Annotated in this window: 15 protein-coding genes; all 15 read left to right on the top strand. The window is 32.9% G+C overall.

The window, feature by feature from the left end:
* Positions 1–83: 83 nt before the first annotated feature.
* The 15 genes from MHB65_RS03255 to raiA all read left to right on the top strand — a co-directional run bounded on the left by MHB65_RS03255 (position 84) and on the right by raiA (position 15751).
* A complete protein-coding gene (locus MHB65_RS03255; protein WP_342442472.1) occupies positions 84–2852 on the top strand; it encodes a 6-hydroxymethylpterin diphosphokinase MptE-like protein in 2769 nt (922 codons plus the stop codon).
* Between the two features lie 11 nt (positions 2853–2863).
* Positions 2864–3859: an NAD-dependent 4,6-dehydratase LegB gene (locus tag MHB65_RS03260; RefSeq protein WP_342442473.1), complete on the top strand. Its 996-nt coding sequence runs from the start codon at positions 2864–2866 to the stop codon at positions 3857–3859.
* Positions 3856–5010, top strand: coding sequence for a LegC family aminotransferase (locus MHB65_RS03265; RefSeq protein ID WP_342442474.1), 1155 nt, complete (start codon positions 3856–3858; stop codon positions 5008–5010). Before MHB65_RS03260 ends, MHB65_RS03265 begins: the two co-directional genes overlap by 4 nt.
* Entirely contained in the window at positions 5010–5903 is an 894-nt protein-coding gene (locus tag MHB65_RS03270) for a hypothetical protein (RefSeq protein WP_342442475.1), read from the top strand. The genes MHB65_RS03265 and MHB65_RS03270 overlap by 1 nt, the downstream gene beginning before the upstream one ends.
* Entirely contained in the window at positions 5887–6936 is a 1050-nt protein-coding gene (locus MHB65_RS03275; protein ID WP_342442476.1) for an N-acetylneuraminate synthase family protein, read from the top strand. The genes MHB65_RS03270 and MHB65_RS03275 overlap by 17 nt, the downstream gene beginning before the upstream one ends.
* 14 nt (positions 6937–6950) lie before the next feature.
* A complete protein-coding gene (locus MHB65_RS03280; RefSeq protein ID WP_342442477.1) occupies positions 6951–7577 on the top strand; it encodes a NeuD/PglB/VioB family sugar acetyltransferase in 627 nt (208 codons plus the stop codon).
* A gap of 14 nt (positions 7578–7591) precedes the next feature.
* Complete coding sequence (locus MHB65_RS03285) at positions 7592–8644, top strand: nucleotidyltransferase family protein (RefSeq protein ID WP_342442478.1); 1053 nt, start codon at positions 7592–7594, stop codon at positions 8642–8644.
* Positions 8637–9332, top strand: coding sequence for an acylneuraminate cytidylyltransferase family protein (locus MHB65_RS03290; protein ID WP_342442479.1), 696 nt, complete (start codon positions 8637–8639; stop codon positions 9330–9332). Before MHB65_RS03285 ends, MHB65_RS03290 begins: the two co-directional genes overlap by 8 nt.
* A gap of 1255 nt (positions 9333–10587) precedes the next feature.
* A complete protein-coding gene (locus MHB65_RS03295) occupies positions 10588–10944 on the top strand; it encodes a hypothetical protein (protein WP_342442480.1) in 357 nt (118 codons plus the stop codon).
* A gap of 221 nt (positions 10945–11165) precedes the next feature.
* A complete protein-coding gene (locus MHB65_RS03300) occupies positions 11166–11564 on the top strand; it encodes a flagellar protein FlaG (protein ID WP_342442481.1) in 399 nt (132 codons plus the stop codon).
* 18 nt (positions 11565–11582) lie between these two features.
* Positions 11583–13517, top strand: a complete 1935-nt coding sequence (gene fliD, locus MHB65_RS03305; protein WP_342442482.1) for a flagellar filament capping protein FliD — start codon at positions 11583–11585, stop codon at positions 13515–13517.
* A gap of 22 nt (positions 13518–13539) precedes the next feature.
* The gene (locus MHB65_RS03310) at positions 13540–13899 is read left to right on the top strand and encodes a flagellar protein FliT (protein WP_342443693.1); all 360 of its coding nucleotides are present in this window, start codon (positions 13540–13542) and stop codon (positions 13897–13899) included.
* 210 nt (positions 13900–14109) lie between these two features.
* Complete coding sequence (gene fliS / locus MHB65_RS03315) at positions 14110–14520, top strand: flagellar export chaperone FliS (protein WP_342442483.1); 411 nt, start codon at positions 14110–14112, stop codon at positions 14518–14520.
* A 195-nt stretch (positions 14521–14715) separates the two neighbouring features.
* The gene (locus MHB65_RS03320; protein ID WP_205441292.1) at positions 14716–15099 is read left to right on the top strand and encodes a PilZ domain-containing protein; all 384 of its coding nucleotides are present in this window, start codon (positions 14716–14718) and stop codon (positions 15097–15099) included.
* A gap of 100 nt (positions 15100–15199) precedes the next feature.
* On the top strand, positions 15200–15751 hold the full coding sequence (gene raiA, locus MHB65_RS03325; protein WP_004227537.1) for a ribosome-associated translation inhibitor RaiA: 552 nt from the start codon (positions 15200–15202) through the stop codon (positions 15749–15751).
* Positions 15752–15847: the final 96 nt, after the last annotated feature.

Below are 15847 nucleotides of genomic sequence, written 5' to 3' on the forward strand. Positions count from 1 at the left end.
TTTTTATCGGAAGGTTTTTTCTATATAAAATGAAAAATAAGCCGATATATTTATTAAATGAGTGTAATAAAGGAGTTTTCTATATGAAAGATAAATCAATTGAAATTTTAATTAGCAAAGTACAACTCCCAATTATTCAAATAGAACATGTTGGAAATATGCTTCCTATACATAGTAAATACAATCCTGTCACTGAAGCAGAAAGATTAATTGATTCTTATACAGAGCAAATTGAACAAGCAGATCATATTTTTTTCTATGGTGTTGGTTTAGGCTATCATATAAGGACTACCCAACAACGTTATCCTGAAAAAATCATTTCTACCTATGAGCCAATAAATGGTGTCTATAATAAATTCAAAGAATACTCCAAACAAATAGGCGTGAATGTTTCTGATATATTGAATCAGTATGTGGGTGAATCCAAGGAAGAGATTTTAAATAATTTAACACATTTTAAACCGTATTTAGCACAGAAAATAGCTATAATTATTCTTCCTGTTTATGAGAAAATTGCACGAGATTCTTTCCGAGAATTTTCAGTAACATTCCAGCAATTTATTAAAGATATACGTTCCAATACATGGGCAAATCTTGTGTATAATGATCGTTGGATTATTAATATGATAATGAATACACCTTGGATATTTACTACACCATGTATACAAGAAAGTAAACTATTCGAAGGTAAGCCAGTTGTTTTGGTCGCGGCTGGACCATCATTAACGGAAGAGTTGGAACAATTACGAATTATTAAGAAGAAAGGTTTGGCTTTTATTTTTGCTGTTGGCTCAGCTAATGAAGTATTAATCAAAAATAATATTTTACCAGATGCAGTACTTTCTTACGATCCATCGATTATTAACTATCAAGTATTTATTGAGCTAGCTAAACAACATATCACTAATATTCCAGTAATCTTCGGGACCACTGTGGGACATGAAACACTGCCTTTATTTTCAGGCCCTAAAGTTCATATGGTGATGAATCGAGATAAATTTACACCGTATTTGCAGAATAGAGGATTTAAGATGGTCAACGATTCTAGTACGATTTCCAATGTTACATTACAACTACTAGGACAATTAAATGTAGGTATGGTGATATTAGTAGGGCAAAATTTTGCTTATAAAAAAGATGAATATTATGCTAAAGGAATTGATCGTTATGACAGTCCGGAGTATATTACTAGTGTCTTAAAGAAAATTGAATTGGATCAAACAATTTTAGTTGAGGATGTAAAAGGGGGATTTGTACAGACTATACATGGATATAATCAAATGCGCCAGGAGATGGAATGGTATATTGAGCGTATGCCACAAATAAAAATAATTAATACAACACAGGGGGGGGCAAAAATTTCAGGAACTGTTTTTCAATCTTTAGAAGAAACTATACAAAATGATTTAACACTTAAGATTGTAAATGAAAATTGGTGGGATGCATTAAGTGTAGTTTCTACAATTATAGAAAATAAGAAAATTAAACAATTACAGAAAGCTTCCTTTGATTATAGAACATTGTATAATGATATATTTATATTATTAGAAAGACTGGAAAAGCAGGGGAATGGTTTAGTTGGGAAAAAAATCAATCAAATGCTAGATAAAATGTATAAATTACTTGGCAAATTAACAAGTAATCAATTATTCCAACTAATGATAGACCCAATTATTAGTGTCCATTCAAATCGATTTTATTCGGATATTAAATTATGTCAACGTATGAAAGATAATAATGAAAAGTTACAAAAAGTTACAAATATTTATCGTAACTATATGCTATTAACTTTAGATATATATCGAAAAATTAATCCGATTATACAGCTACAACTGATTCCATATTTAAAGTCAAATGAGCAATGGCAATACTATGAAGCAACATGTGGTGTAATAAATTACCAGCGACAGTGGCAAAAGAAATGGTTCTTACGAAAAGAAGACAATGGAGAAATTGACAGTTATGGGGCGAGTGCAGAAACAATGAAGAAAGGGGCAATATTCCTCTTTAAATTTACAGGAACAGCTTTTCAATTGATTGGTACAAACGCTATCAATTCAGCTTTAAAACTAAAAATTAGAATAGATCAACAAGAGCAAATTGTTACTATCTATGAACATATTGATGAAAAGTTCTCTACGTTCCATCATCAAGTAATCTTTGAAACTTCAGCACTTTCGGAGGGATTACATGAAGTGACTGTGGAAATTTTATCTGATAAAGTGCAGTTTAACTTACTTGGAATTTGCATTAATAAGGCAGAAAGAGTCTATCATATTGATGAAGTGGAAAAAATAGAGGACTTAACAATTGGAAAACGTATTCGTTGCCATTATCAAGCAAACTATAACTTACACGGTGATTTTGGAAACTTAGGCGAAGCGACAACAGCATATTTACCTACTCAAGCAACAGTTAATCCAAATGGTGACTTTTACTTTATTATGGTGGATGAAAGGGATGGAAGGAAGATATTAATAGCAGATCGAGTATTACAAAATCGAATCAGTAAAAACGTAATAAAGGATAAAAAACTAACTATGGATGGGAAAACAGGCATTATTACATTATTGTCAAGTTCTATATCTACTGAAAATAGTGAATGGGATCGTTACTTAGTGGAGCAACCATATGTAAAGTGTGATAATTTACATTGGCATGCAGATTCATTTACAGCTAGCTGGGTTGAAGATATAGATTGTAATCAAAATGAACAAGGCATTTTGAGAGGTAGTTATATAGGTGAGGATGGTTCGCTTCAATTAGATAATGGATTTGATTATATTTGTACAAGCCCTATATCTGAACCGTTGAAAATGACAGGATATAGACCTAAACTAGTATTATTTTAAGGAGATGCAGTATGAAAATTTTAGTGACAGGTGCAGATGGTTTTATCGGTTCCCACTTAACAGAGCAACTAGTAAAACAAGGCTATAATGTCCGAGCATTTGTGTATTATAATTCCTTTAATTCCTGGGGATGGCTCGATCAGTCTCAAAGAAAAATTAAATCACAGATAGATGTCTTTGCTGGTGATATTCGTGATCCTTACGGTGTAAAAGAAGCAATGAAGGGTTGTACACATGTTTTAAATTTAGCTGCATTGATCGCAATACCATATTCATATCATTCACCAGCGACATATGTAGATACAAATATTATTGGGTCATTAAATGTCGTGCAGGCTGCGAAAGAATTAGGTGTAGAAAAAGTCGTTCATACATCTACAAGTGAAGTATATGGTACTGCTTTGTATGTACCAATTGATGAGGAGCATCCACTGCAGGGGCAATCTCCTTACTCAGCTTCAAAAATAGGGGCTGACCAAATGGCTTTATCGTTCTATCGATCTTTTGATACACCTGTATCTATTATTCGCCCATTCAACACTTATGGACCACGTCAATCGGCACGTGCTGTTATTCCAACGATTATTAGTCAATTGGCAAGCGGTCAAAAAACTATTAAGTTAGGTGCTATTAGTCCAACGCGTGATTTTAATTATATAAAGGATACTGTACAGGGCTTTATTTCCGTTATGAATTCAGAAAAATCAATCGGTGAAGTGATTAATATCGGTTCCAATTATGAAGTATCAATTGGTGAAACAGCAGAAATGATTGCAGATATTATGGGTGTTGATTTAAAAGTTGAAACAGATGAACAACGACTTCGTCCAGAAAAAAGTGAGGTGGAGCGTCTTTGGGCAGAAAATAAGAAGGCTAAAGATCTTCTAGGTTGGGAGCCCAAATTCAGTGGGACAGAAGGTTTCCGCAAAGGTTTAGAAGAGACAATCCAATGGTTTACAAATCCTAAAAATTTATCTCAATATAAGGCAGATGTTTATAATATATGAATAGACAATGGATGGAATTTACGGAAAACATCAAACGATTATATAAAAAGGATTTTGTCGCTTTACATGAGCCTACATTTAATGGTCATGAAGTGAATTATGTGACAGACTGTATAAACACAGGATGGGTATCCTCAGTAGGCTCATATGTTACACGTTTTGAAGAAGGCTTAGCAGATTTTGTGGGTGTTAAGCGTGCTGTTGCTGTTGTCAACGGCACAGCAGCGCTGCACATAGCTTTAAAAATAGTAGGTGTTGAGGCAAATGACGAAGTATTAATACCATCGTTAACTTTTATTGCGACAGCGAATGCAGTAAGTTATTTACAAGCTATTCCTCATTTTGTGGAAGTCGATGAGAAAACATTGGGAATAAATACGATTAAATTGGAGAGTTATCTTAGGGAAATTGCTGAACTACACCAAGGCGATTTATACAATAAGCAAACAAAACGTCGTATAAAAGCATTAGTGCCAATGCACACATTCGGCCATCCTTGTATGATGGATGAGCTTGTTGCAATATGTGATAAATTTAAGCTTGTACTCGTGGAGGATGCAGCAGAGTCGTTAGGTAGTTATTATAAAGGTAAACATACAGGAACGTTTGGTAAAGTAAGTGCAATGAGCTTTAATGGGAATAAAATCATTACTACGGGTGGTGGTGGTGCCATCTTAACTGATGATGAGAAACTTGCTGATTATGCGAAGCATTTAACAACGACAGCAAAGGTTCCACATCGTTGGGAATTTGTACATGATGAAATTGGCTTTAATTATCGTATGCCTAATATTAATGCAGCGTTAGGATGCGCTCAACTTGAAAAATTACCGAAATTTATTGAGCAAAAGCGTGATTTAGCGAAATTTTATCAAAAAGTAATTATGAATATTGAAGGCGTGGAGTTACTCAAAGAACCTGCTTATGCACAAAGTAACTACTGGTTACAGACGATTATGCTTGATGAACGATATAAACGTGATGAACTTTTAGATTTTCTAAATGAAAATGGTGTTATGAGTCGTCCTATTTGGAAACCGATGCATGAACTTGAAATGTTTACAGAATGTCCGAAGATGGATTTGACAGTAACGGAGCGCTTAGAACAAAGTATTATTAATATTACCAGTACACCAGTTGGGGTGAAATAATGGATACAGTGTTTGTGACTTTCATATATCCTGAAGCACTAAAATTTTTTGAAGTATTTTTAAGTAATTTAAACAACCAGTCAGATAAAAATTTCAAGTTATTAATTTTTAATGATGCATGTAATGAAGCTGAAATAGGTCACTTCTTAAAAGACTGTCAATATGAAATGGAGATAATAGATAATAATTGTAATTCATTAGCAGATAATAGAATGAATGCTTTTAAATACTTGTCTAAACAACCTTTTAATAATTTCATTTTTGGGGATATAGACGACACATTTGCAGAGAACAGGGTAGAGGTTATAAAAGAAGCACTGAAAGTACACGATATTGTTTTCAATGAGTTACATTTATGTGATAAAGATTTGAAAATAATTCAAAAAAATATGATTAGCCCATATCTTGGTTCAAAATTATATGTTTCTTTGGAGATGATTAAGGAACAAAATTTAATTGGATTTTCTCACTTGTCTATAAGTAAAACCATAATAGATAAGCTATCTAATTTAAAATGTGATAGTTCAGTAAAGGTCGTTGATTGGGTTGTTATGTCAAAAATATTAAAAGAGCATATAGCATTTTTTGAAAACAGAACATATACAAACTATGTTTTTCATGAAGATAATCTAGCTTTATATGATGGGAATTCCTTAGAAAATTTACTTTTTTCAATCCACATTAAAATCTCTACATATTTACAATTGATAGAATTAGATAATTGGTACGAAAATGAAATAAGGGAACTTTCTAGAATAAGGAAATTGATAGAATCGAATGAAGATATAAAGAAACGGTTTATAAGCGTTTATTCTTTGAAGAAAAGAGTACATTATCCGTGGTGGGCTCAAATAAAAAATAGTGAGGAAATGAAAAATGAACTTTGTATTTGATCATATAAAAAATTTTAACAAACCATATATTATTGCTGAAATTGGAGCGAATCATAATGGAGACTTAAGTTTAGCCAAACAGTTAATAGATCAAGCTGTAGCTGCGGGTGCTGATTGCGCAAAGTTTCAGTCTTGGACAAAGAGCTCTATTTTTGCAAAACAAGTTTATGAAGAAAACTATTTTTTAGCAGATGATTACAGAGAAAGAGATGATTATACTTTAGAAGAGATAGTAGAAGAATTTAGTTTAGGTAAGGAGGAATTTATTGAATTAAAGAAATACTGCGATGAAAAGGGTATTGATTTTGGATGTACGCCTTTTTCTAATGAAGAAGTAGATTTTTTAATAGATGAGCTAAAATTACCATTCTTGAAAATTGCATCAATGGACTTGAATAATATACCTTTTTTAAAATATTTGGCTTCAAAGCAAGTGCCCTTAATTTTAGCGACTGGTTTATCTGAGATGTCAGAAATAGATGAGGCAATTCGTACAATCGAAAAGTTTCATTCTGAAATAATCTTGTTGCATTGTGTATCAAATTATCCTCCTCTAGATGAACACGTTAATTTGAGAAATATTACTATGTTACAAGATTATTTTAAACCATATAGTGTAGGTTTTTCCGACCATACAATAGGTGTTGAAATTCCTTTAGCTTCAGTTTCATTGGGTGCAGCTGTTATTGAAAAGCATTTTACTTTAGATAAAGATATGTTTGGATGGGATCATAAGGTATCCGCTAACTATAATGATTTAGTTCAAATTGTACAAGGTAGTAAACGCATAGTTGAAGCATTAGGAAGTTATCGAAGAAAGTTAACTAAGTTTGATGAAGAGAAGATTCCAGCATTTCGAAGAAGTATAGTAGCTGCAAAGGAGATTCCTGAGGGAAAAGTAATTGAATTAACAGACTTAGATTTTAAACGACCAGGTACAGGAATTCCACCAAAATACATTGATTTTATTATCGGAAAAAAAGTGAAAAAGACTGTCAAATATGATACTGTAATAGATTTGAATGATTTTTAGAATAGGGTGATTTTTTGCGTAAATTAGGAATATTCGGAACGTCTGGTTTAGCCAGAGAAGTAGTTGATATAGCCATTGAAATAGGGTATCAGGAATTATTTTTTATTGGATTAGAAAATGCAATTGAGGGAATTAGTGGTTATCAAATTATTTCTGAAGACAGAATTCTATCAAAACAAAAAAATATAGACTTTATTATTGGCATTGGAGAAGGGGAAACTAGGGAGAAATTATATAATAAGTTTCCTAATCTAAATTATATAAATTTAATCCACCCTTCAGTCACTTTTGGAAATAAACAAAAAGAAACTGTCGATAATTCCATTGGTAATATATTTTGTGCCGGAACTCGTGTAACTAATAATGTGGTAATTGGAGATTTTGGTTTGTTTAACTTGAATACTACAATTGGCCATGATTGTCTTATAGAAGATTTTGTGACTATTTCTCCAGGTGCGAACATATCAGGAAATGTACATTTGAAGAAGGGAAGTTATATTGGGACAGGCTCTACAATTTTACAAGGAAAAAATCTTAAAGAAAAACTTATAGTAGGTGAATATGCAACTGTTGGAGCTGGTGCTGTAGTGGTTAAAGATGTACCTGCTCATACCATTGTAAAGGGAGTACCTGCTAAATAATTGAGGTGGATGACTTGAAAGATATTAGTTTGATTAAAATAGCTCCTATGCAATCAATCAAAGAGGCAATGCAACTGTTAAATGATACTTCTAAGCAATTTTTAGTAGTAGTAAATGAAGAAAATAAACTATTGGGAACATTAACGGATGGTGACATTCGTCGAGCGATTTTAAACGATATTTCTTTAAGTTCTCCAAATTCATTAATTATGAACCAAAACCCTATTGTAGAAAGAAGGGGTTTTGATAAGCAACATTATATTAATACTTTAAAAAAAGTACAGCGTAAACAACTGCCTATAGTAGACGAGAATAATAGAGTGGTGGATGTGTTTTTTTTAGAAGATTGGGAGACAATAGGGATATCTAATTCAAAAGTAATTCTAATGGTAGGTGGACTAGGAACTAGATTAAGACCATTAACAAATGAAATACCAAAACCTATGCTAAAGGTTGGTAAAGCACCTATTATTGAAACTATTATACGTCGTTTTAAGGAACAAGGATTTCAGGATTTTATACTGGCAGTAAATTATAAAAAAGAAGTAATACAAAATTATTTACAAGATGGTAAATCTTTTGATGTAAATATAGACTATATTGAAGAAAATCAGAGGTTAGGTACTGCGGGAGCATTATCTCTGATTCAAGATAAGTTTAGTTCACCTGTTATTATTATGAACGGCGATATATTAACAAACGTGAATTTTAATAATCTTATTGAGAATCACATTTCGTCAAAAGCTTGTGCTACGGTTTGTGTTAGAGAATATGATTATCAAATACCTTACGGTGTAGTAATTACTGAAAATAATCATTTAGTTGATATTCAAGAGAAACCTATTCACAAATATTTAATGAATGCAGGTATTTATATATTAAATCCAGAAATAATACAGGATATTCCAAAAAATACTCTTTTTGATATGCCTGATTTACTAATAAAATTATTAAATCGAAAACAAAAAATCAATGTTTGCACAATTAATGATTACTGGATTGATATTGGACAAATAGAAGATTATAAAAGAGCAAATATAGAGATATTAGGTGAAAAGAATGTTTAATGAAAAGAAAATACTAGCGATAGTTCCAGCAAGAGGAGGATCTAAAGGTGTTCCACGAAAAAATATAAAATTATTAGCAGGGAAACCATTAATTGAATGGACATTAATAGAAGCAAGAAGATCAAAATATATAGACAGAATTGTACTTTCATCTGAGGATAATGAAATTATAGAAATTGCTAAATCTATTGGTTATGATGTCCCATTTAAACGTCCCAAAGAACTGGCACAAGATGATACTCATGGAATTGAGCCAATTTTACATGCAGTCGGTGAATGTGAAGGTTATGATTATGTAATGATGCTGCAACCCACATCTCCATTACGTATTGTAGAGGATATTGATAGTTTTATAGAGTGGACATTTAAAAAAAATTCTAAATCATGTGTAAGTGTTTGTGAACCAACAAAAACCCCTTATTGGATGTATAGACTTGAAGAAGCAAGCGAATTATTGAAGCCTATTTTGCCAGAATTTTCACTAATACCAAGAAGGCAGGCACTTCCAAAGACATATTCATTGAATGGAGCTTTGTATATTGCTGAAATTCCTTGGTTGCAACAAACACGTAATTTCATGTCTAAAGAAACAATAGGTTATATTATGCCTCAAGAACGATCTTACGATATTGATACAATATTCGATTTTGAAATTTGTGAATATTTACTGATGTCCAAATATATCTAGTTGAATTATTTAAGCTATTTTACGAAAATAGGTAATATTTTAAGTCCTTAATTAAGTGAAATCTTAAATTTTTATTTAGAGAAAATTTTCTTTTATATCATCATTATTTTTATGTGATTTCTTATTATTTATAATAATAAGAAAGGTTGGGACTAATGGCACATATAGAGTCTCTAACAATTCCAGCTCACCATAATATATATATAATCAATACTCTGAGAGAGAATTAAGAATTGATTTTGCTATTTCTGAAAAAGGTACGAATACTGAGACAGGTATTTTTATTTTTGTTCCAGGTTTTGGGGGTCATATTGATTCAAATATATAAAAATGCGTAATCATTTTGCTGATTTGTACAATGTGATTATTTTGGAAGCAAGTTTATGCAAGGACCAGAAAGGATAAACCTAAAGGAGAATAAGTTATCCATATCTGGTATATTTACACATGAAGAGTTAAATGAAATTGAACGAAATTTTGATAAATTCCTCCCAATATTATCTAAAAAGCCAGTGCAGGTTCAGTTATAGCGAAACAAAATGAAACAATAAATGAATTTGCTGATATGGCATATATGCAAGCAATCGATATTATTACTGCAATTGAAGCTATAAAAATTATTTTAGAGGAAAATCAACTAAGATTATAATGAAAAACGAATAATCGGCTTTGGGCAATCTCAAGGCGCATATTTATTACATCTTTGTAATTGGTTAGCTTCACATCTATTTTCTCAGATTATTGATACAGCGGCTTGGGTTTCGCCCGCTTATTTATACACTAATCGATTTTTGTATTTACAAAATCATCACGCAACATTATGTGTTGAATTTGGTTACTTGGTGAAAGATATAATTAAAGATTAATTAGCGCTTTCTCTCCATCAATTATATAAAAATTTTAAAAATGGGCTTATATTTATTCTTGTGTAGGTACAACTGATAATTTAATTGGCGTTAATGATAAACAAATAAGTTTAAGTAAACTACAGCACGTTAAGTTTGAAATAATCGATAGAAAAAAATTCGACGATATTGTTTTTAAATCCACAAATCATGGGTTGGATGCTGATTTTATCGAACTTGTTAATTATGTATTGAAAATGAAGCCTAGTCATATTAACACAAATGAAAAAAGTACTTATTACAAAATTAGTAGTTCCAAAACGGAAATTCATGTGGACTTTAGCCAGGGACTACCTTTATTTCAATTACGTTTAATTGAAAATTAATACATATAATTAGGAGGACTTACTATGCAAAACGAATTATTACAAGAAACACAGCATTCATATTACGACTATGTAGTCAAAATTAAAGGAGGTTGCCAGCAAATAGCCAATAATTTGCGTACAGGCAAACAGGTAGAAGCTTTTGAAATGATTGCGGATTTAAGTGAAGGTATAGAGTGGCTTGTAACTGTGGAAAAACACATGCTTGAAAATCACTATCGTATCAATAGTTGTCTGAACGACATGATTGATATGCTAAAAGAAGTTAGTCAAGCATTAGAAATTGGCGATTCTGTTACGGTGGCGGACTTATTTGAATATGAAATTGCACCTATGTTTATGAGCGCGTCAGAGTGGACATTTGAAAAAATTGAAAACTAAATGAGCGAGATTTCTGCTATTTTTTAAACCTGCTATTCATTTAGAATGGTAGGTTTTTTACTTCAGTTTTTAGCGCAACAAACCTAGTATTAAAACAAGTACTATTTCATAAACACCTTATGAATCCTAATTTAAGACTATTTCCTAATTTACCTATGTAAGGCAAAGATTTAGTGCCGATAATAACTATAGTTAGATTTTTAAGTTAGGGGGTTAATAAGATGCGCATCAATGCACAACAAACAGTAGAAAGTTTCCAAAACTCGCAAGTGTCTACTGATTCTGCTAAAGCAGCTTTTGCGAGTAATAAACTAAAAGAAGAAGGATCTACTACAGCTAATCTAAAACCAGTAGATGAATTAATAGATTCAAAGGGCGAACTTAGCCAAGAAGGAATGAAAGAAAAGCTTAAAGAAGCCGTAGATTCCATAAATGAATTTTTACAAACGGATCGAAAAACGTCTAAATTTGTCTTTCATGAGGGATTGCATAAATATTATGTTCGCTTAGTTAATGCAGAAACAGATGAAGTTATTAAAGAAATACCACCTGAACGATTATTAGATGCATTTTATCAAATGCAAAAACTAGCTGGTATGATTGTTGATGAAAAAATCTAAATTTAGGAGGAATAGGATATGGTAAATAGAATTGGTGGTTTAGCATCAGGTATGGATATTGATGCTATGGTAGCAAAGTTAATGAAGGCAGAAAGAATGCCGATGGATAAACTTTTTCAAAAGAAACAAATTGCAGAATGGCAAAGAGATGCTTATCGATCTATCAATACAAAGTTGAAAACATTCAGTGATTTCTCGTTCGATAATATTTTGTTATCAAGCAATTTCTTGAAAAAAACAGCATCTGTTAGTGGCGGTAGTAGTGACAAAGTATCTATTAAAGCTGGCGCAGGCGCAGCAGGTAATTTAGAGATTCAATCTGTTACAAAATTGGCATCGAATGCAAAAACAGGTGTGATGAATGTAAGCGATACAACGCATAGACTAGCAACTGCAGATGATGAGTTGAGTGCTATTGGCGTCAGTGAAGGCGGTAGTATCAAATTTAAAGTTACTGATGATAAAGGGAGTGTTACAGAGAAAGAAGTTACTTTTACAACAGGAGACAAAATTTCTGACTTTGTAAAGAGGATGAATGAGGAAGGATTAAAAGATGCAAAATTCAATGCTACCACAGGTCGAATTTTTGCAGGTAATAATGTAGAGGTGACTAGCCAAACAAATGCGGAGAAGCTAGGTTTTTCAAAAAAGGGTGAAAGTACTGCACAATTTGTAGCCGGCGGTGGCAATGGTGCTAAAAGCAACACACTTTTAGGAGAATTAGGACTTGAGGATGGCTCTTTAACATTTAATGTTATTCAGTCGAATGGTGAAACAAAGCAAACAAAAATTTCTTATAGCAAGTCAGATACAATTGAGTCATTTATTAATAATCTTAATCGTTCTGGTGCAGGGGTTACAGCCCTATTCTCGAATGGTAAGCTAACAATTGGGGCTAATAACTCTGGTAAAACCAGTGATGGTAGTACAAGCAGTATTCAAGTTTTAAAAGATGGTGACGGTGACGGTAATGATGATGCGAATGTTTCAGCTTTACTGGGGAAATTAGGATTTGGTGCTGCAGAAACAGGTCACACTAAAGATAATAATGTTGCAACATTTGATTTAACAAATGTTGTAGAAAATAGTGTTAGGATAGGTCAAGAAGGTCAAAATGCTATTTATAAAATTAATGGGCTAGACATGGAAAGTGCTTCTAATTTAGTCAATGTTTCAGGCTATGAAATTACATTAAAAGGAGAATTTACTGAAAGTACAGCTAATACTGTATCTGTAAAATCCACACATGATATAGATCATATGGTTGATAAAATTAAAGAATTCGTAAATAAGTATAATGAGCTGATTGGTGGTATTAACGATCAATTAAAAGAGACCAAATATCGTTCTTTTACTCCTTTAACAGATGAGCAACGTAAAGATATGAGTGAAAATGAGCAAAAATTATGGGATGAAAAGGCAAAAAGTGGCTTATTGCGTAGTGATTCTTTATTACGCCAAGGCATGAATGATATACGTTATGCAATAGGAGGACATGTAGGCGGCTTTGGTGATGGTGCTTATAATGCATTATCAGCAATGGGGATTACTACGACAAGTAATTATAGTGATGGTGGTAAGTTACAAATTGATGAAAATCAGCTACGTAAAGCATTAACAGATGATCCAGAGCGTGTAATTAGTACATTAACACAACAGGGCGAGAAAAAATCAGATGGAACAGATACTCGTGGTATTGTACAAAGATTACGTAGTGCTATTACTGACTTTAGTCAATCTATAGAGAAAAAAGCTGGTCGTGCCACGATGACAGACCAACAATATGCTCTTGGTAAAGAATTAGTAGGAATTAATCAACGAATGGACACTTGGAAAACGAAGCTTGAAAATATCGAAGCTCGGTATTGGAAGCAGTTTTCTGCGATGGAGAAAGCGATTAATAAAGCAAACGAGCAATCTAGCATGTTTGCGCAATTTGCGGGTGGCAATTAATAAGTTGAAGTAGGAGATTATGATGCAACCAATCGAGCAATTATTACAGGTGTCGGCGAATTTGTATAAGATTTTAGGCGAAATTCCAGCAGGAGAAGAGCGTGATGAGTACATTAATCAGATTAATGATCTGCTAAATAAACGTGGACAAATAATGGAAGTATTAAAGCAGGAGAACTTTCAATTTAATCAAGAAAATCGTATTCATCTTACATTGTTTGAATTGGATAATGGCATTAAAGAGCGGTTAGCAGCTGTTATGGATGCAGTTAAACAAGACATGGCAAACCTACAAAAAACGAAAAAAAGTGAACAGCAATATTTCAATCCTTACTCGAATGTTCGCGTAATGGATGGCATGTATTATGACAAAAAGAATTAATAGTTTATCTTCATTCAGCGTGGTGCAAGTCGCCTGCTGAATGGAAGATAAAGCCCTGGCGGATGTCATGGATTTTAAAAGGAGTGAATTGTGATTGCACAATTCAAAATCCAGACACAATTACGCCGAGGCTTAATTGATCAAATAGCTTTTCTTCGTAAAATGGTTTAAACTAGTAAATAAGTAACCTTTCAAAGGAGTTGTCCTTTATTGGCAGCAAATTTAACAGCACAAAACGCGTATAAACAAAATAGTGTGACTACAGCTTCTCCTGGCGAGCTAACATTAATGCTTTATAATGGATGCCTAAAATTCTTGCATAAGGCGAAACTAGCTATTCAAGAGAAGAATATTCAAGAAAAAAATACGAACCTTCAAAAAGCACAGTCCATTATTGGTGAACTGATGTCGACACTCAATATGGACATAGAGGTGTCGAAGCAATTGTTACCTCTTTATGAATTTTTAAATCGTCGTTTAATTGAAGCCAACATTCAAAATGATGTAGCCATTATTGAGGAAGTGGAAGGATTTGTGACGGAATTTCGCAATACGTGGAAGGAAGTTATTCGCATTAATCGACAACAGCAATTTGGTCAGGGAAACAGCGGACAAATTTAGACACAATTAGAGACCATCATCAAAAGATGGTCTCTTTTCTTTATGACAGAGTAATTATCTAGAAATTATTGATAAATAGTCATAAATTAGGCTATTGATCGGTAAAATATGTTACTTATTCCCTGTGGCTGTTAGTTGGGCATCATGGCATAATCAAAGCAATAAACATGTTTAAAAGAGTACTGGGGTGGGAATATGATTTTTAAGCGTCAAGAAGGTTTCCGATTTAAATTTGAGGAGCCTATTCAGATAACTTTTGCTATTTATGAGAATGGAAAGGTCAATCATGGACAAACGGCTATGGCTGACTTGTTGGATATTAGTCCACGTGGGTTAAAGATGTTTACGGAAGTAGATTTAGGTATAAACCCTCCACCATTAGATATCCATTTTGTGCTTGATACACAAGAAGTTCGCGCTTATGGAGAAGTGATTTGGAGTCGTCCATTTGGGAACGGCAAGCAATACGGCATCTATTTCAATAATCAAGGACCGGTGGAAGATTTGATTGTTGAAGAACTAAAGCTTCGACGCAAAAAGGAAGCAGCTGAAGCGAAAAAACAAAATAATAATTTATAAAATTTATAAAAATTTTTTGTAAAAAAAAGAATGATTTTAGAGGAATTTCACACACTTGTGTAGAAATAGATAGTATAGCAGTTATAAAGGAGGAGTTTACATGTTAAACTTTAACATTCGTGGTGAAAATATTGAGGTAACTCCAGCTATTCGAGAGTATGTTGAGAACAAAATCGATAAAGTTGAACGCTATTTTAACGAAGATGTTAATGCCAACGCTAATGTCAATTTAAAGGTTTACAATGACAAACAAACGAAAGTGGAAGTCACTATTCCAATGAAGAACCTAACTCTTCGTGCTGAAGAGCGTCATAATGATATGTATGCTGCTGTTGATCTAATTGTTGATAAATTAGAGCGTCAGATTCGCAAGCATAAAACAAAAGTAAACCGTAAATTCCGCGAGCGTGAAGGTGCAGGCCTTTATTTTGCTACTACTCAAGCAGCCGCTGATGCAGTATCAGAGGAAGAAGAATATTCAATTGTTCGTACAAAGCAATTTGATTTAAAACCTATGGATCAAGAAGAGGCAGTTCTACAAATGAATATGCTTGGACATGATTTCTATGTCTTTACAGATGCTGAATCGAACGGCACAAATATTGTGTATAAACGTAAAGATGGAAAATATGGCTTAATTGAAACAACTTAAAACTTCATGATGACAAAGGCTCTCGCGATGGCGAGGGTCTTTTTTTGTATGACAATCATATGTAGCCGGGGTGACAGTTTGCATGAAACTGTTACA

This window comes from Lysinibacillus sp. FSL K6-0075 (assembly GCF_038592945.1).
Classification (GTDB): domain Bacteria; phylum Bacillota; class Bacilli; order Bacillales_A; family Planococcaceae; genus Lysinibacillus; species Lysinibacillus fusiformis_F.